Source organism: Gordonia otitidis NBRC 100426 (assembly GCF_000248075.1).
GTDB lineage: Bacteria > Actinomycetota > Actinomycetes > Mycobacteriales > Mycobacteriaceae > Gordonia > Gordonia otitidis.
Genome location: NZ_BAFB01000204.1, coordinates 1 through 18,058, shown reverse-complemented (window position 1 = coordinate 18,058; position 18,058 = coordinate 1). Strand labels below are relative to the sequence as shown.

Annotated in this window: 16 protein-coding genes, 4 tRNA genes, 1 pseudogene and 1 riboswitch; of the genes and pseudogenes, 10 read left to right on the top strand and 11 right to left on the bottom strand. The window is 65.1% G+C overall.

Going from position 1 to position 18,058, the window contains the following annotated elements; genetic code table 11:
* Nucleotides 1–26: 26 nt before the first annotated feature.
* The 4 genes from hemE to GOOTI_RS19975 all read left to right on the top strand — a co-directional run bounded on the left by hemE (nucleotide 27) and on the right by GOOTI_RS19975 (nucleotide 3,994).
* Nucleotides 27–1,052 carry a uroporphyrinogen decarboxylase gene (hemE, locus tag GOOTI_RS19990; RefSeq protein WP_007240424.1) on the top strand — a complete coding sequence of 342 codons (1,026 nt, stop codon included), beginning with the start codon at nucleotides 27–29 and terminating at the stop codon, nucleotides 1,050–1,052.
* A gap of 19 nt (nucleotides 1,053–1,071) precedes the next feature.
* A complete protein-coding gene (gene hemG / locus GOOTI_RS19985) occupies nucleotides 1,072–2,487 on the top strand; it encodes a protoporphyrinogen oxidase (protein WP_007240423.1) in 1,416 nt (471 codons plus the stop codon).
* Nucleotides 2,488–2,575: 88 nt separating this feature from the next.
* Nucleotides 2,576–3,271, top strand: coding sequence for a hydrogen peroxide-dependent heme synthase (hemQ, locus tag GOOTI_RS19980; protein ID WP_007240422.1), 696 nt, complete (start codon nucleotides 2,576–2,578; stop codon nucleotides 3,269–3,271).
* A 48-nt stretch (nucleotides 3,272–3,319) separates the two neighbouring features.
* Entirely contained in the window at nucleotides 3,320–3,994 is a 675-nt protein-coding gene (locus GOOTI_RS19975; protein ID WP_007240421.1) for a haloacid dehalogenase type II, read from the top strand.
* Nucleotides 3,995–4,007: 13 nt separating this feature from the next.
* On the opposite strand, the gene msrB is transcribed toward GOOTI_RS19975, so the two are convergent.
* From msrB to GOOTI_RS19955, 4 genes are all read right to left on the bottom strand, one after another.
* A complete protein-coding gene (gene msrB / locus GOOTI_RS19970; protein ID WP_007240420.1) occupies nucleotides 4,008–4,463 on the bottom strand; it encodes a peptide-methionine (R)-S-oxide reductase MsrB in 456 nt (151 codons plus the stop codon).
* 51 nt (nucleotides 4,464–4,514) lie between these two features.
* Nucleotides 4,515–5,768, bottom strand: a complete 1,254-nt coding sequence (locus GOOTI_RS19965; protein WP_007240419.1) for a glycosyltransferase family 87 protein — start codon at nucleotides 5,766–5,768, stop codon at nucleotides 4,515–4,517.
* Nucleotides 5,769–5,859: 91 nt separating this feature from the next.
* On the bottom strand, nucleotides 5,860–7,473 hold the full coding sequence (locus GOOTI_RS19960) for an alpha/beta hydrolase (RefSeq protein WP_083835969.1): 1,614 nt from the start codon (nucleotides 7,471–7,473) through the stop codon (nucleotides 5,860–5,862).
* Between the two features lie 14 nt (nucleotides 7,474–7,487).
* The gene (locus tag GOOTI_RS19955) at nucleotides 7,488–8,240 is read right to left on the bottom strand and encodes a pyrimidine reductase family protein (RefSeq protein ID WP_007240417.1); all 753 of its coding nucleotides are present in this window, start codon (nucleotides 8,238–8,240) and stop codon (nucleotides 7,488–7,490) included.
* Between the two features lie 35 nt (nucleotides 8,241–8,275).
* On the opposite strand from GOOTI_RS19955, the gene zapE reads away from it, so the two are divergent.
* Complete coding sequence (zapE, locus tag GOOTI_RS19950) at nucleotides 8,276–9,292, top strand: cell division protein ZapE (RefSeq protein WP_007240416.1); 1,017 nt, start codon at nucleotides 8,276–8,278, stop codon at nucleotides 9,290–9,292.
* Between the two features lie 283 nt (nucleotides 9,293–9,575).
* Entirely contained in the window at nucleotides 9,576–10,565 is a 990-nt protein-coding gene (locus tag GOOTI_RS19945) for an alpha/beta hydrolase (RefSeq protein ID WP_039994439.1), read from the top strand.
* Between the two features lie 83 nt (nucleotides 10,566–10,648).
* Here GOOTI_RS19945 and GOOTI_RS19940 read toward each other — a convergent pair whose 3' ends face one another.
* The 3 genes from GOOTI_RS19940 to GOOTI_RS19930 form a co-directional block, all read right to left on the bottom strand.
* On the bottom strand, nucleotides 10,649–11,191 hold the full coding sequence (locus GOOTI_RS19940) for a GNAT family N-acetyltransferase (RefSeq protein ID WP_007240414.1): 543 nt from the start codon (nucleotides 11,189–11,191) through the stop codon (nucleotides 10,649–10,651).
* 249 nt (nucleotides 11,192–11,440) lie between these two features.
* Nucleotides 11,441–11,653 (bottom strand): hypothetical protein, encoded by a 213-nt coding sequence (locus tag GOOTI_RS19935; protein WP_007240413.1) that lies wholly within the window; start codon nucleotides 11,651–11,653, stop codon nucleotides 11,441–11,443.
* Between the two features lie 23 nt (nucleotides 11,654–11,676).
* Complete coding sequence (locus GOOTI_RS19930) at nucleotides 11,677–12,450, bottom strand: 3-oxoacyl-ACP reductase (protein WP_007240412.1); 774 nt, start codon at nucleotides 12,448–12,450, stop codon at nucleotides 11,677–11,679.
* Nucleotides 12,444–12,540: riboswitch (TPP riboswitch) on the bottom strand. Its footprint overlaps the gene before it by 7 nt.
* A 71-nt stretch (nucleotides 12,541–12,611) precedes the next feature.
* Here GOOTI_RS19930 and GOOTI_RS19925 point away from each other — a divergent pair.
* On the top strand, nucleotides 12,612–13,478 hold the full coding sequence (locus GOOTI_RS19925; protein ID WP_007240411.1) for a Gfo/Idh/MocA family oxidoreductase: 867 nt from the start codon (nucleotides 12,612–12,614) through the stop codon (nucleotides 13,476–13,478).
* A 107-nt stretch (nucleotides 13,479–13,585) separates the two neighbouring features.
* Here GOOTI_RS19925 and GOOTI_RS19920 read toward each other — a convergent pair.
* The 3 genes from GOOTI_RS19920 to GOOTI_RS19910 form a co-directional block, all read right to left on the bottom strand.
* Nucleotides 13,586–13,660: transfer RNA gene (locus GOOTI_RS19920), tRNA-Val, on the bottom strand.
* A 19-nt stretch (nucleotides 13,661–13,679) separates the two neighbouring features.
* Nucleotides 13,680–13,753: transfer RNA gene (locus GOOTI_RS19915), tRNA-Cys, on the bottom strand.
* Between the two features lie 22 nt (nucleotides 13,754–13,775).
* Nucleotides 13,776–13,848 (bottom strand) — tRNA-Gly (locus GOOTI_RS19910).
* 234 nt (nucleotides 13,849–14,082) lie between these two features.
* Between GOOTI_RS19910 and GOOTI_RS19905 the strand changes: the two genes are divergently transcribed.
* Nucleotides 14,083–14,154: transfer RNA gene (locus GOOTI_RS19905), tRNA-Val, on the top strand.
* Nucleotides 14,155–14,394: 240 nt separating this feature from the next.
* Here the strand turns inward: GOOTI_RS19905 and GOOTI_RS25340 are convergent.
* Nucleotides 14,395–15,549 (bottom strand): annotated as a pseudogene (locus GOOTI_RS25340) (IS1249 family transposase).
* A gap of 128 nt (nucleotides 15,550–15,677) precedes the next feature.
* Between GOOTI_RS25340 and GOOTI_RS19890 the strand changes: the two are divergent.
* Both GOOTI_RS19890 and GOOTI_RS19885 read left to right on the top strand, forming a co-directional pair.
* Entirely contained in the window at nucleotides 15,678–16,730 is a 1,053-nt protein-coding gene (locus GOOTI_RS19890) for a toll/interleukin-1 receptor domain-containing protein (protein WP_007240409.1), read from the top strand.
* A gap of 618 nt (nucleotides 16,731–17,348) precedes the next feature.
* Nucleotides 17,349–17,783 carry a hypothetical protein gene (locus tag GOOTI_RS19885; RefSeq protein WP_039994433.1) on the top strand — a complete coding sequence of 145 codons (435 nt, stop codon included), beginning with the start codon at nucleotides 17,349–17,351 and terminating at the stop codon, nucleotides 17,781–17,783.
* Nucleotides 17,784–18,058 lie beyond the last annotated feature (275 nt).

The following is an 18,058-nucleotide window of genomic DNA, read 5'->3' as shown; positions in this document are numbered from 1 at the left end:
CCCGCACCCGACGAAGTCATGCCACGATGCCGCTGATCACCGCAGCGACCGGTGGCCGGCCCACCCGCCGCCCGGTGTGGTTCATGCGGCAGGCGGGGCGCTCACTGCCGGAGTACCGGGCGATCCGCGCCGACCACGGCATGCTCGAGTCGTGTTTCGACCCCGCGATGGTCTGTGAGATCACGATGCAACCCGTACGTCGACACGACGTCGACGCGGCCATCCTGTTCTCCGACATCGTCGTGCCACTCAAGGCCGCGGGTGTCGATCTCGACATCGTCGCAGGCACCGGCCCGGTCATCGCGCACCCGGTACGCACCGCCGACGACGTCGCGAACGTTCCGGCTCTCGACCCGCAGTCGGTGGGCGCGATCGCACATGCGGTGGAGCTGATCCTCGGCGAACTCGACGACGAGACCGCGCTCATCGGATTCGCAGGCGCGCCCTTCACCCTTGCCTCCTATCTCATCGAGGGTGGGCCGAGCCGCAACTACACGATCACCAAGGCGATGATGTACTCCGCCCCGGAGCTCTGGCACGCGCTGATGGGACGCCTCGCCGACATCACGATCACCTTCCTGCGCACGCAACTCGACGCCGGAGTCGACGCCATCCAGCTCTTCGACTCGTGGGCGGGAGCACTGTCGGATGCCGACTATCGGACGTTCGTCGCGCCGCACAGCGCCCGCGTGCTCGCCGAGGTCTCCGACTTCGGGGTCCCGCGCATCCACTTCGGCGTCGGAACCGGGGAACTGCTCTCCTCGATGACCAAGGTCGGGGCCGACGTCATCGGCGTCGATTGGCGGTTGCCGCTCGACGAGGCCGCGCGTCGGGTGGGTGGGGGAGTCGCCGTCCAGGGAAACCTCGATCCCACAGTGCTTTTCGCGGGCGATGCCGCTGTCGACGAGCATGTGCGACGTATCGTCGCCGAGGGTGAGCGCGCGATCGTGCACGGCGCGACAGGACACATCTTCAACCTCGGACACGGTGTGCTCCCGGGAACCGATCCCGACGTGATCACGCGGACCGTCGAACTGGTCCACTCGATCTGAACGCTCGGGAGGCGAGGACATGACCATCGACGTCGCCGTTGTCGGTGCGGGCATCTCGGGCCTCACCGCGGCATATCGGTTGCGGCAGCGACTCGGTCCTGATTCGCGCATCGACGTCTACGAGGCGGGCGAGCGGATGGGTGGGATCCTCAAGACCGTCGACGCCGGTGGTGCGGGCGTGGATTCGGCGGGCGTCGACGTCGGGGCGGAGGCGTTCATCGTGCGACGCCCGGAGGCGCTGGGTCTGGTGACCGAACTCGGTCTGGCCGACCGGATGGTGTCGCCGACCGGACGCCGTCCCGGGCTCTGGGTTTGCGGCGGCCTGCACGACATGCCGCGCCCGGCGCTGATGGGAATCCCCGCCACCCCCGACGCGGTCGCTGACCTGGTCGATCCGGCCGATCTCGCGCGGATGGCGGCCGAACCCGAGCGCCCGCTCGACTGGGTGCCGGGCACAGACGCCTCGGTGGGAGACCTCGTCGCCGATCGGTTCGGACCGACGGTCGTGTCGCGCAGTGTCGATCCGATGCTCGGTGGTGTGTACTCGAGCCTCGCCGCCGACATCGGGCTGCGCGAGGCGCTTCCCGCCCTGGCGGCACGGCTCGACGCGGGGGCAACGAGCCTGACCGCAGCCGTGCGCGCACTCCTCGACAACCCGACTGCGTCGGGACCGGTGTTCGGCACCCTCGTCGGCGGCTACCGTGTGCTCGTCGATGCGCTGGCCGACGCCGCACGCCCCGATGTGCGCTTCTCCACCGCAGTCACCGACATCCGACGCGACGGCGGGCGGTGGGCACTGTTCACCGGTGATCGACCGGCAGCCGCCGACGCGACCTACGACGGTGTCGTTCTCGCCGCGCCCGCCTGGGCCACGGGACACATGTTGCGGCATGCGGCGTCGACGGTCGCCTCGGCGCTGCTTGCCGTCGAGCAGGCGAAGTCGGTGGTCGTGTCCATCACGCTCGCACCGCACACCGCGCTCCCCGACAACTCCGGTGTCCTCGTCGCGACGGGAGAAGATCTGCGCGCCAAGGCATTCACTCTCAGCTCACGCAAATGGGCGCACCTCGGTGAGTCCGGCGCGCCGGTGTCGGTTCGTGCCTCGTTCGGGCGGTACGGGCAACCGATTCCCGACGAGGATCGGCAGCCCGGCATCAACGGGCGGCTGCGCGAGTGGGCGATGGCTGATCTCGACCGCGTGTGCGTGGCCGCGGGCATCGAGCCGGTGGCAGGACACGTCGTCGACACGGTGGTGCAACGGTGGACGCTCCCGCGGTACGCACCGGGCCATCTCGCCGTGATGGCCGTGGCCGAAGAGGCACTCCCCGCCGGGCTGGTCCTCGCGGGCAACGCGGTGCGGGGCGTCGGAGTGCCCGCATGCATCGGTCAGGCGGGCCGCTCCGTCGAACGTCTCGTCGCCGAACTCGGAACGTAGAGGCCCACGTAGAGGCCCCACTGGTCGAGCTTGTCGAGACCGCCACCTGACTGTCGCCGATCAGCACCGCGGTGGCACGATTGACCGTATGAGCCGCCTCGATTACTCCGCACTGAACTCGACGATTCGCTACCTGATGTTCTCGGTCTTCGCTGTGCGCCCCGGTGAGCTCGGCGACGACCGCGACCAGGCGAAGTCCGATGCCACCGACTTCTTCAAGTCGCTGGAGGACGAGGGGGTGGTGGTGCGCGGCGTGTACGACGTGTCCGGACTGCGTGCCGATGCCGACTTCATGATCTGGTGGCACGCCGAGACCATCGAACAGTTACAGGCCGCTTACAGCCGATTCCGCCGCGAGACCCTGCTCGGCCAGGCATGTGACCCGGTGTGGAGTGCCGCCGCTCTGCACCGTCCCGCCGAATTCAACAAGAGCCACGTCCCCGCGTTCCTGGCGGGCGAGGAGGCGGGCAAGTACATCTGCGTCTACCCCTTCGTGCGGTCGTACGACTGGTACCTGCTGCCCGACGACGAGCGGCGCACGATCCTCGCCGAGCACGGCATGGCCGCGCGCGGCTACAAGGACGTGCGCGCCAACACCGTCGCGTCGTTCGCGCTCGGCGACTACGAGTGGCTGCTCGCCTTCGAGGCGCCCGAACTCCACCGCATCGTCGACCTCATGCGTGACCTGCGTGCCACCGAGGCGCGCCGTCACGTGCGCGAGGAGGTCCCGTTCTTCACGGGGCCACGCACCGAGGTCACCGACCTCGTCGACGCACTGCCCTAGGCCAAAGACCCTCAGCTCAAGAACTCCTCAGGTCAAGAAGGAGGGCACGTGGTCACGGTCCTGGCCGTCGACACCTTCGGTACCGTCACCGATTGGCATTCCGGTGTGAGCGCCGTTCTGGCCGAACAGTTTCCGACTGTCGACAGCGCGCAGCTCGCACGCGACTGGCGAGGCACCTACGCGCCGGCGCTGGGGGAGGTCGAATCAGGTGCCAGGCAGTGGACACTGCTCGACGATCTGCACCGCGAATTACTGCGGGACTCATACGGCATCACGGCGACTCCGAAGCAGTTGGACACCGCCGTCCACGCCTGGCACGTCATCCCGGGGTGGCCCGACTCGGCAGACGGAATTCGCAGACTGACGTCGAAGTTCGTCGTCTCCGCGTTGAGCAACGGCAACGTGGCACTGCTCTCCGAGATGGCCAAGCACAACGGATTCGACTGGGATTTTCTCGGTGGGGCTGACCTGTGGCGGCACTACAAACCTTCGCGGGCGGTATATCTCGGGATCGCGCGCCTCATGCAGGTGGAGCCGTCAGATGTCCTGATGGTCGCCACGCACGCGTCGGACCTCGACGCGGCTCGAGCGTGCGGGCTGCGCACCGCCTACATCGAACGCCCCCGGGAGTGGGGAGCGGTACACAAGGATGAAACCCCGAATCCCCTCGACGACTTCCGCGCCACGGGCTTTGACGACCTGGCCGATCAACTCGGCTGCTGATCGGCCGGGCTGCTCAGTCCTCGTCCGGCTCCAAGGTCAGGCTGATCGAGTTGATGCAGTAGCGCAGATCGGTGGGCGTGTCGTATCCCTCGCCGGCGAACACGTGGCCGAGGTGGCTTCCGCAGTTCGCGCACAGCACCTCGGTGCGTGTCATTCCCAACGAATCATCGGTGCGTTCGATGATCGCGTCACCAGCCAACGGTGAGAAGAACGACGGCCAGCCGCAGTGCGAGTCGAACTTCTGATCGCTGCGGAACAGTTCGGCGCCGCATGCCCGGCAGCGATAGACGCCGGTGGTCTTGGTGTCGGTGTACTCGCCGACGAACGGGGCTTCTGTACCCGCCTGCCGCAGGACGCGGTACTCCTGTGGGGAGAGGCGTTCGCGCCATTGTTCATCGGTGAGGTCGGACAGCTGGTCGGGCGTCTGCGGATCCGACGTCGACGGGTTTCCGGAAAGCTCAGAGGTCATACCCCAACGGTACGAGTGGAGGGGTGGCTCCGCCACCACCGGCAAGCCGAGTCACGGTGTGGCCGCGGCCGACTCCTTCGGCGTTGACGTGGCTGCGGACACCTCGGGCCTGCGCTGCACCACTGAGTGGCCCTGGCCGCGGATGTCGAGGTAGCGGAACAACAGTGAACAGAACACGGCGATCATCAACAACGACCAGCCGTAGGTGACCTTGTTGTACTCGAGCATCCAGCCGAAGGCCGTCCACTTCTGCGAATAGAAGGAGTCGAACGTCATGCATCCGTACACGCCGAGCCAGGCTGGCCAGTTCCGCATCGTCGACCCGGGGATCAGGACGGTCATCAGTAGCGGGAACAGCAGCATCGAGTAGTAGCCCTGGCCGAGAGCGCCCACCAGGAACGTCGTCGTCAGTAGCACCCCGGACGATGTCGTCAGCCACAGCAGTTCGTTGGTGGTCCGGTAGTACCGATACAGGAACCAGAGGGCGAACACTGCCATCAGGACGAACGCGATGCGCAGGACGAGCACCAGCCACGGTGCGACGCCGAAGTAGGCGCCGTTGCCCGCGATCGAGCTGTTGTAGTAGTCGCGGGCCTCACCGAGGTAGGGAAGTGTTCTGTGGATGAAGGCGTCCGGATCGGCCGACAACGGCCACGCGATGATCGTCAGGATCAGCGGCACACCGATTCCGGTGACGAGAATGCGCCACTGACGATTGAGCAGCGGAAGTAGTAGCAGCGGTGCGAGGACCGGCTTGACCGCGATGGTCAGGCCGATCGGCACCCCGGCCCAGAGGTCCTGGCGCTTCATCATCAGCAGCATGAATGCCGACATGCCAAGCAGCACAAAGGCGTTGAAGTTTGTGAAGATCAGAGTGTGTGCCGTCGACTCCGTCATGAAGAAGAAGAAGAGGATGGTCGGCAACACCCACGACTTGATCGAGTAGCCGAACAGCTTGGTCAGCAGAATCGCCGAAATCACCAGCGCCAGCACGCTGACCCCGATGAAGACCCAGCGTGACGTCTGCGGGTCGATCACGGAGATGGGCGCCATCAACAGCGTCCCCGACGGCGGATACAAATAGTGGGGATCGACGGTGTTGAGGTTCTCGTTGTAGACCGGTTGGTTGTTCATGAACCGCAGCGCCGCCTGATAGACAGGCGTGAAGTCGTCGGTGCGGTCGCCGTTGACGGCGAGGATCACCGACCGGTGGATGGCCGTCATGATCGTGAGCGGCCACAGCACCAGTGGGATGATCCGCTGGACGTTCATCTGTGGGTAGAGAATCCGGTCGAGAGAGGCCACCCGCGAACCGTACTACGAGTGGCCCGCGACACCGAGGCGGCCCCGCCGAGTGATCACCGTGCAATTCGCCCGTCTGCGCAGCAGAGGGCGGTCACGCCGGACAGCCGCGCTCCGACGGTCCGCTCAGCGGCGCCTGCCTGACGTAGTCGGCCACCGCGTCGGCCGCGCAGTCGCTGCGGGCGAGCACCGAGTAGCCGAGGCCGTCCCACGTCACGCTGACCGACTCAGCGCCGGCCTTGGTCAGCACAGTGGTGACGGTCGCGATGCCGTCGCCACCGTTGATCGGGTCGCCGGAGCCGTTGAGGAGCAGCGGTGGAACGGGGTAGGAGTTTGGTGGATTGACCGTGGGCGTCGACGCCCAGCCGAGACACCGACCGAGTGACAGAGCCGTGTTGGTTCCGGTGAGCGGGTTCTGCTTGCTCCACGTCGTGGCGAGTCCGGGTATCTCGTTCTGGCCGATCGGACCGGAAACGTCGTTGCACGCGGCCACGATCTGTCCGTCGGAGGTTCGCAACGAGGTCGCGTCTGCGGCGAACCCGGCGAGTGCGCGGGTATCGCCGTTGTCAGCGGATTCGATGGCTGAGGCCACCGAATCGATGCCGTCCGCGTCGTTGGGGGCCAGGGCCAGGGCGGTGGTGATCGCGGCGAGCGCGTCGGTGTCCGACAGCGCCCCCAATCTGCCGTCGCGACCCTTGTCGAGCACGCTCTGCATGGTTTGGGTTCCGTTCGCGCCGAAAGCACACGACGGCAGCGAGGCGCAGCGCTGTGCAAAGGTCCGCAGTGCCGCTTGGACCCCGGTCGCCTTGCTGGCGCCCGTGTCGCGAGCATTCGCGCCGAACGGCGTCGGAGTGTCGAGGATCATGCGCCCGGTGCGCCCCCCGTACTGGGCGGCATAGGCGATCACCACGTCGGAGCCTTCGCCCACGCCGATCAGCCCGAGCCTGTCGACGCCCCATCGCTTACGCAACGATTCGAGATCGGATGCGGCGTAGGAGATGCCGAAGTGGAGTTGGTTGGGTGTCAGTGTCTCGGTGCAGCCGTCCGAAGCGGTCGACGCCGCTGCCGACAGCCGCGTCAGCCGCGCAGGCGTCTCCGGCGAGCCGCTGGTCAGCCCGTTGTTCTGGATCGTCTGGCGTTCGTCGCGCGTCAGGCAGTCAAGGGCGCCGCTCTGTTGGATTCCGCGCCTGTCGACCGCCACCACCGGGTTGCTTGCGAGCAGTTTCTTGCCCGCGCCGCCCGCGAGAAGCAGGAGGGTGCGCGACGACGGGAGGTCGGAACCCGACGTCAGCACCAGGGGAGGGGCGTCGGCGGGGGTGGATGAGATCCGCGCGCGCGTGAGGGCGACGTCGATGGTGTCTCCCGGACGGTCGGGGTCGATCGGCGAGGGCAGACTCGCGCACTCGATCGTGACCCCACCGGGCGCCGACGTCGCGTAGTCGGCGGCGACGCGAGTGCCGCAGTCCTTCCAGTCGAGGTCGTTGCGCGGTGTCTGCAGCGCCGGGATCTGCGGTGCGGCACTCGACGGTGGCGCCGACTGTCCGCCGCCACCCTCGCCGGCAGGCACCAGCCCGGGCCCGGTGTCGGGTCCGACCGCACACGACGACGTCACGAGACCGATGATGACTGCGCAGATGCCGACGGCAGCGGACGTCCACGGGTGGCGGAATCGTCCGGACCGTCGGTGTCCGCCTCGCGCAGATCGCATGGGGGCGAGCGTAGTCAACGGCTCCACCGGCTGAAGACATAGCCGTCGGTGTCGGTGAGGAGATGCACGGGGCGCAGACGGTGCAGTGCCGCGTCGTCGTTGTCGCTGTGGGCGATACGCGGCGCGTCGCCGGACACCAGGTTCGGGCTGATCGTGAGGCAGAGTTCGTCGACCAGATCGGCGTCGACGAACGAGCCGAGCAGGCTCGGGCCTCCCTCGCACAGGATTCGCGGGGACCCACTGGCGGCCAGGTAGTTCGTGACGACGTGGGGATCGAGCGAGTCGTCGCCGCAATCGACGAGCGTGGCGCCGGCGTCGACGAGGCGTGCCCGACGCTCGGGGTCGGCTCCGGCGGTGGTGATGACGACTGTGCCGGGATCGCGCAGTGGCGCGAAGTCGGGGTCGATCGTCAGCGACCGCGTCGTCAGGGCCAGGCGGGGTGCGGGTCGCTGACCCGCCGCCGACCTCCGTTCGGTGAAGGCGGTGTCGGGTTCAGGCTGACCGTATCCCTCGGCGGTCGCGGTGCGCGCGCCGACGAGTACGACGTCGCACAGACCGCGGAGAACCCGGAAGATCGCCTTGTCTCCCGCACCCCCGAGGCCGCCCGACTTGTTCTGGAACGCCGACGCGCCGTCGAGCGTCGACACCATGTTGACCCGCAACCACGACCCATCCAGATCGGATGGATAGGCGTACAGATCAGCCAGACCGTCGAGGTCGTTGTCCGGCGAGAATGTGACCTGGGTCGCTTTCTGCAGGTAGAGCATCCCGTCCTTCCGACAGCTATCGCTAGGCTCCGGTTATGGTGGCCAGTCTTGTCGACCGCAATCCGGTCGTGTCTCCCGACGCTCTCATCGATGAGATGGTGCCGCCGCCGACCTTTGACGAGGTCAGCTTCGACTCCTACATCCCTGACCCGAACGAGCCTACGCAGTCGGAGGCGGTCGCCGCGGCACGTGACTTCGTGACGCGCGCACGCAAGGTCCGCAGCGGCAAACGCGGGCTGTTCTCCCGCAACAAACAACAGCAGGGCATCGGCCTCTACCTCGACGGCGGGTTCGGCGTCGGCAAGACGCACCTGTTGGCGTCGATCTACCACGCGATGCCCGAGCCGAAGTCGTTCGCGACGTTCGTCGAAGTGACCCATCTCGTGGGCGCGCTCGGATTCATGCAGGCCGTGGAGCGGCTCTCCGATCACTCGGTGTTGTGTATCGACGAATTCGAACTCGACGATCCCGGCGACACCATGCTCATCTCGCGGTTGCTCGCCGAACTCACCGCACAGGGCGTCTCGATCGCGGCGACGTCGAACACGCTCCCCGGACAACTCGGTGAGGGCCGTTTCGCGGCGCAGGACTTCCTGCGCGAGATCCGCAAACTCGCGTCAGTGTTCGAAACCGTCCGTGTCGACGGTCCCGACTACCGACATCGTGACCTGCCGCCCGCCCCGGATCCGCGCAGCGAGACCGATCTGGTCGCTCTGGCGGAGTCGACGCCGGGCGCGACACTCGACGACTTCGACGCGCTCTGCGAGCATCTGAGCACGCTGCATCCGTCGAAGTACAAGGCGCTGGTCGACGGCGTCTCGCTGGTCTGCATCAGTGGTGTGCACCCCGCGAAGGACCAGTCCGTGGCGCTGCGTCTCGTCGTACTCGCCGACCGCCTATACGACGCCGACATCCCGGTGACGGTCTCCGGCGGGAAGCTGGACGAGATCTTCACCGACGAGATGCTCGCAGGCGGATATCGCAAGAAGTATCTGCGCGCGACGTCGCGTCTCCTCGCTCTGTCGCGATCGTCTGAATCAGCCATCGGCTGACCGTTTTTCGCGGTCGTTGGACCGAATCCACCCGACTCGCATCCCGTTGCTGGCGTCGCCAGTGCGTGGGCTGACGTCGATTGTCGACGCCGCATGGGCGCGGAGGCGCTGGATCGTCGGCGCGGTGCGAATTTCAGTGTTCACGTGTGCACTGAAGCCCCGAGATGATGTACTTACTCGTCAGTAGCGTGGCGGAATCGGGGGCGAGACCCGCACGCTCGGCGGCGAGGTGTGTCGGCATCTCGCCCAACTCGATCCTGGGGGGCTGATTGTGCGTCTGAAGATGACTGTTGCCGCGTGTGTGATGGCACTGTGCTCGGGAATGGTGGGTGCGGGGGTGGCGGTCTCGGCACCGGCGTCCGCGGCACCGGCCGTCGCCACCGATGCGTCGCGCATCGAGGCAGTACGGATGGCTACCGCGACGCGCGCGCAGGTGACGACGTACTCCGCGGCGATGAAACGACGGATCACCGTCAGTGTGCTGATGCCGCGCGATCGCTCGAAGCCGCATCCGACGCTGTATCTTCTCGACGGTATCGACGGAGGTGTCTACACCAACTACACCGAGAGCGGCTGGACCGATCAGACCGACATCGAGAAGTTCATGGCCGACAAGCAGGTGTACGTGGTGCTTCCGATCGGTGGCACGGGCTCCTATTACACCGATTGGCGTTCGAGTGACCCGGTCCTGAAAAACAACCGGTGGGAGACGTTCCTGACCAAAGAGTTGCCGCCGCTGATCGCGCAGCGGTTCGACACCAATGGCGTCGCCGCGATCGGCGGGCTGTCGATGGGTGCACTGGGCGCGATGTCGATCGCGGTACGTAACCCGCAGATGTATTCGGGCGTAGCGGCGTTCAGCGGATGTCTGGACCAGGGAACGCCCGACTTCCGTCGCGCCACGGCGGCAACCGTGCAGACCCGCGGCGGCAATCCCGACAACATGTGGGGGCCGATCACCGACCCGTTGTGGGCGGCGCACGACCCCGCCGAACACATCGCGGCGCTGCGCGGCAAGCCGATCTACGTTGCCGTCGGCAACGGGCTGCCCGACCTCTCACTCGGCATCGCCGGGATCGCATCGCCGGTCGGAGGTGTCCTCGAGAACGCGGCATTGCGGTGCACCGAGGCGTTCAAGCAGAAGGCTGATCGCGCAGGCGTGACGATCACCTACAACTTTCGGCAGGGACTGCACTCGTGGGGCTACTGGAACGAGGATCTGCACCGCGCATGGCCGACTCTCGCAAGGGCGCTCGACGTTCCGGTGCGCTGACCGTCGCCGATCACCACAGAGCGATCACCACAGAGCGATCACCACAGAGCGATCCCCACCGAGCGATCATCACAGACGAGCGGTCACAAGGGCCGGGTCAGGATGTAGTCGTGTTCGATGCTGCCGTTGAGGTCGAAGGTCTTCACGCCTGCGCGCTGAAATCCCATCTTGGCGTAGAACCGTTGTGCGCGAGTGTTTTCCTGGTTCACCCCGAGCCAGGCGAGTACACTGCCACGCGCGCGGGCGGCGTCGAGCGCGGCGGCCATCAGCGCTCGCGACGGTGAGGTGCTCCGCCCGCGGGCGTGGTGATCGGGAAGCACGTACATCTTCGAGATCTCCGAGGACTGCCGCTCGTGGATCACAGCAGCCACCTCCGGCGAGGAGGGGGGTCGATGGTGCACCAGCGAGTAGCCGACGATCGTGCCTTCTCCGGTGCGCGCCACGAGGACGTCACTCTGGTCGCTGGCGATGTAGTCGGCGAAGGACTGTGCGTCGAGGCTGGTTCGGATGAACTCGGTGATGTCGCCGGGTGCCGAATGCGGGGGACAGGCGAGCGGAAAGGTCGCTGCCGCAACGGCGGCCACGTCGGGAGCCTCTGAGGGATCGGAGACGAGTTCGACGACCACCTGTCGGGTCTCGCCATCCGCGTCTGACCTGTCGGCGTTCCCGACGGATCCGACCTCGACCGAACGATTCGACGGGATCGGCGTTACTTCTTTCCGCACGTGCAGTTGTCCCCGCACTGGCACTCGGGACCGCAGGTGCAGTCGGGGTTGTCACACGCGGGCGCAGTCATATGAGCATCCATGCATATCAGTGTAGTTCTCGCCCGCTGCGTCGAACCGTCGTTTGCCCGGCACTCCTGCTGTGTGCCGTCATTCGATCTGCAGGCGCCACGATCCCGCGAACACCTCACGGAGTTCGGTGACTTCGTAGGCCATCGCACCGGTGTCGCCGGTGGTCGTCGTGGAGTTGACGATCAACATGCCGTCGGTGATCTCCCACTTGTGGCTGTCGCCGTCGAATCTCGTGCCGTTGCCCGCGGCGTCGAAGACGGTGAAACTTCCCGCGCGGTAGTCGATGTTCATGGTCGCAGTATGCCTGCGATCGGTCAGTCCTTGACGAGACCGCCGTCGACCACCAAGTTCTGGCCGGTCACGGACCTCGACCACGGCGACAGGAAGAACAGTGTCGCGTCGGCGAATTCCTCGGGAGTCGTGACCGACCGCAGCGGGGTCGACGCCGCGATCGCGTCGAAGATCTCCGGCGGTGTGGCGGAGCTCGCGTCCGTGGTGCGCAGCAGCCCGCCCGAGACCATGTTGACGGTGATGTTGTCGGGCCCGAGGTCGGCGGCCAGGGTGCGTGTCAGCGCCAGGAGTGCGGCCTTGGCCGCGGTGTAGTCGTGGTAGGGGACGACCGGGTTCTGCACGAGATTCGTCCCGATGTTGACGATGCGTCCGATGCCGGCTTCCCGCATGCCGGGGAGAACGGACTGCGTGACGGTGAGCGCGCCGCCGACGATCCCACGGAACTGTGCGTCGAGTTCAGTGGTCGTGAGGGTGTCGGCGGTGGACCGGGCGTCACCGTTGAACGAGTAATCGGGCAGCGCGTTGTTGACGACCGCGGTGATCGGTGCGCCGAAGTACGCGCTCGCCTCGTCGACCATGGTGCGTACGGCTGCGGGATCGGTGACATCTGCGCGCACGGCGAGGGCACGATCCCCGAGTTCGTCGGCGAGTGCCAGCGCCGCGTCGGCGCTGTTCCGGTAATTGATCACCACTCGGGAGCCCTCGGCGGAGGCGGCACGTGCGATGGCGGCACCCAGACCCCGCCCGGCTCCGGTGATGATCACGACATGCTCGGAAAGTGGTAGCGCCACAGGCATTTCCAGACCATCCCTTCGCCAGTGTTAGCTGGAGCAGGTTCGACGGGTGTGATCTCAGCCGACCTCGTGTCGGCACCCCGTGTCAGTCGGTCATCAGATCGCACTCGGGCGGCGAACGCAAGCACAACGCACGCACCGCACAGAACTCGTAGCGTGAAGACGTGCGAGTTCTTTTGTGGGGTGGAACCCACGTCCACGTCAGCGACCATCTCGCTGCTCTCGACGCACATCCTGCCGTAGGGATGGTCGATGTCATCCCCGCGGACCAGACACCTCACTGTCTCGCCTCCGTCGACGCAGTGATCCTGAACGGAAACACCACTGCTCACCTGCGCCAGGCGCGCGAGGTGGCGAGTGCGCACGTCGCATGCTTCATCGAAAAGCCGTTGGGCCGCACTGAGGACGAGGCTCTGGTCGTTGCGGCAACGCTGCGTGACGTGCCGACGGCGACAGGCTTCTTCTTACACCACGTGCCTGCCGTGGCGCGCTTCCTGGAACTCCTTGCCGCGCCCCCAGTGAGTGCGTCGTTCACCTTCGGACACGACGGCAGACGTCGTGGCGTGTTCGACGGCGACGCGTCGTGGATGGTCGATCCCCGCAGCGGAGGATCGGGATCGTTTGTCGATCTCGGGATACACCTGACTCACCTCATTGATCTCATCTGGCCGAATACGGAAGTGGAGGTGATTGACACTGAATTCTATTCAGCCACTGATGGATTGAGTGACAGCGGTGGGCGCGCCTTGCTGCGTGTCGGAGCGGCGGAGGTCCATGTCCAGGTGTCCGCAGAAGTCGCATTCGGATTCTATGTGGCGGCGCGTGACGATGTCGGTCGCCTCTATCGGGTCGACGACGGGACTCTGCGGGTGAACGACGACCTCGTCGTCGAGGCGTCCGGCCCAGACGCCAGAACGGCATTGCTCAGTTTCCTTGATCAGCTCGCGGGCCGGCCGAATGGTGTGCGCCCCGCGTCTCTGGATGAGGCAGTCATTGCGCAACGCAGTGTCGAAGCCATCCGGAGGGGGTAGGTCCGGTGTTGCGTGGGATCCTCGGGGGCATTTTTGTACCCCTGCATCCCACACAACTGGAACCTGGCGCGAATCGAAAAGATCCCGCTGCGAACAGCGGGATCTCATGGTGCGCGATACTGGGATTGAACCAGTGACCTCTTCCGTGTCAGGGAAGCGCTCTCCCACTGAGCTAATCGCGCGGGTATGAAATTGGTGGTTTGGAGGTGGCGACGGGAATCGAACCCGTGTACACGGCTTTGCAGGCCGTTGCCTCACCACTCGGCCACACCACCAGATGCGAGTCGACTCGCGCCGAGCGGATGACGGGATTCGAACCCGCGACCCTCACCTTGGCAAGGTGATGCGCTACCAGCTGCGCTACATCCGCATGCTTCGCGAGCTGATCTTGTGGACCGTTTGTTGCTCGCGATGCGATGCAGAACATTATCCGACGGACACGCTTCTACCAAATCGCCTGGTCAGAGGCTCGAAAAGTAGGAAGTGTGCAGCGGGTGGGAGTCGCGATCGCACCGGGACGCACACGTAGACCGCGATTTGGGTTCCCGGCGTCGATCCGTGTAGTCTTTCCCCTCGTGCACCGACGCCTTGCGGCGTCGCGCGCGGTCCCGTGGCTCAGTGGAAGAGCGTCCCGTTCACACCGGGGAGGTCGCTGGTTCGATCCCAGCCGGGACCACGAAGATAAACCCGCTGGTCACGGCGGGTTTTCTGCTTTCCGATGAGGCTTGTGGCGAGGGGTCGCGGTTCTTGTGCGGTACTCAGGAATCGGCATGGCTGTGGTTACTCGCGGAGTCTCGGTAGTCTGGGATCAGACATAAATGGTTATGGGGCGCTACAGATCCGCACCAAGCGGCCGACCGGCTGTGGGGTTAAAGGCGAAGATGTGTGTACGGCCCGGGCGTGGCGTGGGGGCGGTTTATCGGTTTCGGCCTCCCCAACCGTGTTGGATGCCGTTGCCATCTTCCCAGTTGAAGCCGGCGTCGTCGGTGGCGGGGCCGATGTGTTCGTCGTCGAGCGATGTTTGCTTGGGTCGCGCAGGTGGAGGGTTGTAGTGCTCGGCGCGGACCATGCTCCACGGGTCGTGGTGATGGGCGGTGAGGCTGTTAAGTATTCATTCCGCGGCGCGGCGGGCGTGTTCGGTGAGGAATCCGCGATGCGCGCGGAACAGGGCCTTGTTGGGGCCGCCCTCAAGCGGCGAGGTCGTCCGCGGCAGCGGGTGCTCTTCGTTGGTCAGTCGGGGGTCGATCCAGGTGAACAGGTGGTCGGCGGCGATGAGCTTTAGGAACAGGCTGCGTGTCTTGCGTAGATCGCGGTGGGTGTACCACCAGGTGCTGGCCTCGGCGACGCCTTTGGGGCGGTCGGTGTGTGTGCGGGCTTAGGTCCGATGTCGGAGAATCGGTCGTGTTCCTGTTCTCAGTCGTTGTAGGCCTGCAGCCACAGCACGGCTTGGTCGGCGTTGCGGATGTTCATCAAAGCTGTTGTCAGTGTGACGATTCCGCGTCCGGCATCGGTTCTCGGGTTGTAGGTGTGGTGGCGGCGGACGGTCTGGAATGTGTGGAAGTAGCAGCGTTGGACCCTGGTGGTGGGCCAGTCGTCGGCGATCGCTGCGCGCAGTCCTTGGCCGCCGTCGATGGCCGCGATGTGCGGTGCGGGTTTGCGTTGCAGGATCTGTTGCCAGCGACCCCTTCTCGCGGTCGCACCATTGCCAGTCGACGACGTGAGTGCCGTCGAAGGCGATCAGCAGGCATAGGATTGGAAGTAGGTGCCATCGAGCATCAACAACGTGTGCGGGTTCGGTCGTTGGCGTGGGTGGTGAGACGTCGATGTTCCAGCACCAGGAGCGTGAGCGGCGGAAGGTGCGGGTACTGACGTGGTCGGGTTGTCGACCGTCGAGGAGCCAGGTGTGGAAAGCAGTGAGTTCGGCTTTGCGGGTAATGTCGGGGCGCTTCTGGGTGCTGGAGGCGCCGCAGTCTTTGCAGCGCCAGCGGGTCCGGCCGACGCTGGTGGTTCCGTTCTTGACGAGCTTATGGCCGCGTACACCACACACCGGTGATTTCCGACGACCTGACACCGAACATGCTTTCAGCGCATGTCTAACCCGCCATCACCCGAGGTCGAAATCTGGGGATCTGTACACACACTTTGGCCTTTAACCCATTAGGGTCCGAATGGCACAATCATCACTGCAAGGGGATTCAGTTGAGTGACAACAAGCATGGGCCACGGATCTTCGTCTCGCACGCGCACGCGGACGGTGAATACGTAAAGAAGTTCGTAACAAGCATCTTGGTGCGGGGCGCAGCTCTCCATGCACGCGACATCTTCTATTCATCGGCTGCGGACATGGGCGTTTCATCGGGCGAGCCCTTGATGGATCGAGTACACCGTGAGGCTTCCGGCTCCGCGCTCATCATCGCCATGGTCACTCCGACCTACCAGGCACGGCCAGTGTGTGTGGCGGAACTGGGCGCGGCCTGGGCCCGTGATGTGCTCTTCCCTGTCCTTGCGCCGGGGATGGATAGGTCCGAGTTGGAGGGCGTACTGCCCGGCCTTTTGATTAAGCAAGCTGACGACAGTGCCGTTCTGGAGGAGTTGTCCGATCGGATCCGTGAGCTGGGTTTCGAGTTTCAGTCGACGTCGTTCGGTGAGGGTAAGGCCGAATGGAAGTCGGAGCTACGTAAGGGGCTTGTGCCTGCGCCGCTGAAGGCTCCGCCCAGCGCTGATGACATGCAGCGCCTCGAGGAGGAACTCAAAAGCACAGAGGAGCTACTTGACAAGAAGAACGACGAACTGACGAAACTGAAGGATCGCTACGCGAAACTCAAGAAGGCCAAAACCGAAGCTGCGATTCAGGAAGCCGACCTTCCTGCCGATGAATACGAGCGATTCGCGGCGCTACGCGATACCGTAGCAACGGCACTTCGCAAATTGAGCACGGTAGTTGCTGAGGCCGTGTGGCACGAGGCCGCCGGTCAAGAAATGCGCACACCGGAACGTTACAACTTCCCAGATAGGTGTGACGATATCGAAACTGAGAACAAGCAGGGTCGGCTCATTGTTGACGAGGATGATAATACTGTGAGGCCCAATCTCCACTTCCCCGCGGTCAAGCAAGCCTACAAGGCTGTGGCCGATCTGAGGGCGTATCTAACCGTCGGCGAGCGCAGCGAATCCTTCGAGGACTGGTTCGAATCGACGTACGAAACACCGATGGATCTCGCGAAGCAGGCATGTTGGGACGCCGTGATCTGACGTAGAATCGACGACTCGCACTTCGCACTTCGGCTACATCCCGCGTTGCTGAATGGCCAAAGGACGCTATTGCCAAGGATGTCACGCAGTTCAAAGGGCACCGGACGCCGAATAGGGAGCAGCTTTCGGGACACGCCACCGTACGGGGCTTATGAGACTGCGCGACCTAGTCGGCCTGGCTATCCGCCGGCCGTCCGAAGGGTGTCTCGCTGAACGACCGCCTTGCGGACACGCGGTGACGGCCGGATGGTCGGACTGATGCACTAGAGATGCGACGACTCAGGCAGTGGTCGCTCCTGGCATGATCACGCCATGGTAACGCGTGGCTGGGGCATCGGGTGTCGGCTATCGGTGATGCTTGTCGTGACGGCATCAGCACTGGCGGGATGCTCGATCGACGATCCCGGCGGGTCTGAATCGGCTGGCCCAGTGTTCAGCGCCGTTGTGCCATCACCGACAGCGATGGCACCGACTCGACCACCGACGTCGTCCGCGGCGACGTTGAGCGCCAGACCTCAACGTCCACCCGCGCTGCGCTTCGTTCGCCGTGTCGAACCCGATCCACTGCCGCCGCCGGTACCGCCGCTGAGGCCGCTGGCGCGACCTGGTGCGAATGCCGTGATCGGCGGCAGTTGGACCGGCATAGTGCAGGCCAGCAAAGCTGCCTGCATCGCAAAGTACGGATATGTCGACGATGATCCGGTCGGGTGGGAGTTCGTGGCGGGCAAAGGGCCCGCGGGGGATGCGGCCATTAGAATCACCTGGTCGGAGGGGGTGGAGGGCGAGCGAAATCCGACCGTGACGGTCAACTTCATCGACGCCGAAGTCCCACAGGGGACATCCTGGACGGCGAGCAGTCTTACCGACATGGAACTCGGGCCGGACCGTATCGCGATCAGCGCGGATCGCAAGACTGTAACCTTCGCCGGCGCTGGCGTCGCGGCCCCCGCATCGGCAACCGCCGGCGAAGAGGCGATTGCCAAGATCTCTACCGTGACGATGTCTGGAACGATCACTTGCGATCATCTGGACCTATCGGCACGTCCGTCTTAGATGGAACCGCAGAAAGATGAGACCCCCGCACCATTGGGCAACCGGGGATCTCAGGGTGAGGGTTGGTCAGGGCTTCTTGAAGACGGCGCGCTGTTTAATGGCCCTCGTCTGCTGATACGGGTATTCGGCCAAGCTGTAGCCCCCGCTTGTCGCGGGCAGAGTCGAAGTGCCTGTATTCCTCGACGTTCAGACTGATGAGCTCCCAGCCCGCCAGGGCGGCCTTGGAGAGCTCGCTACCATAAGATGCTTCTTGCCGTCGGGTCCGGTGAAGTACT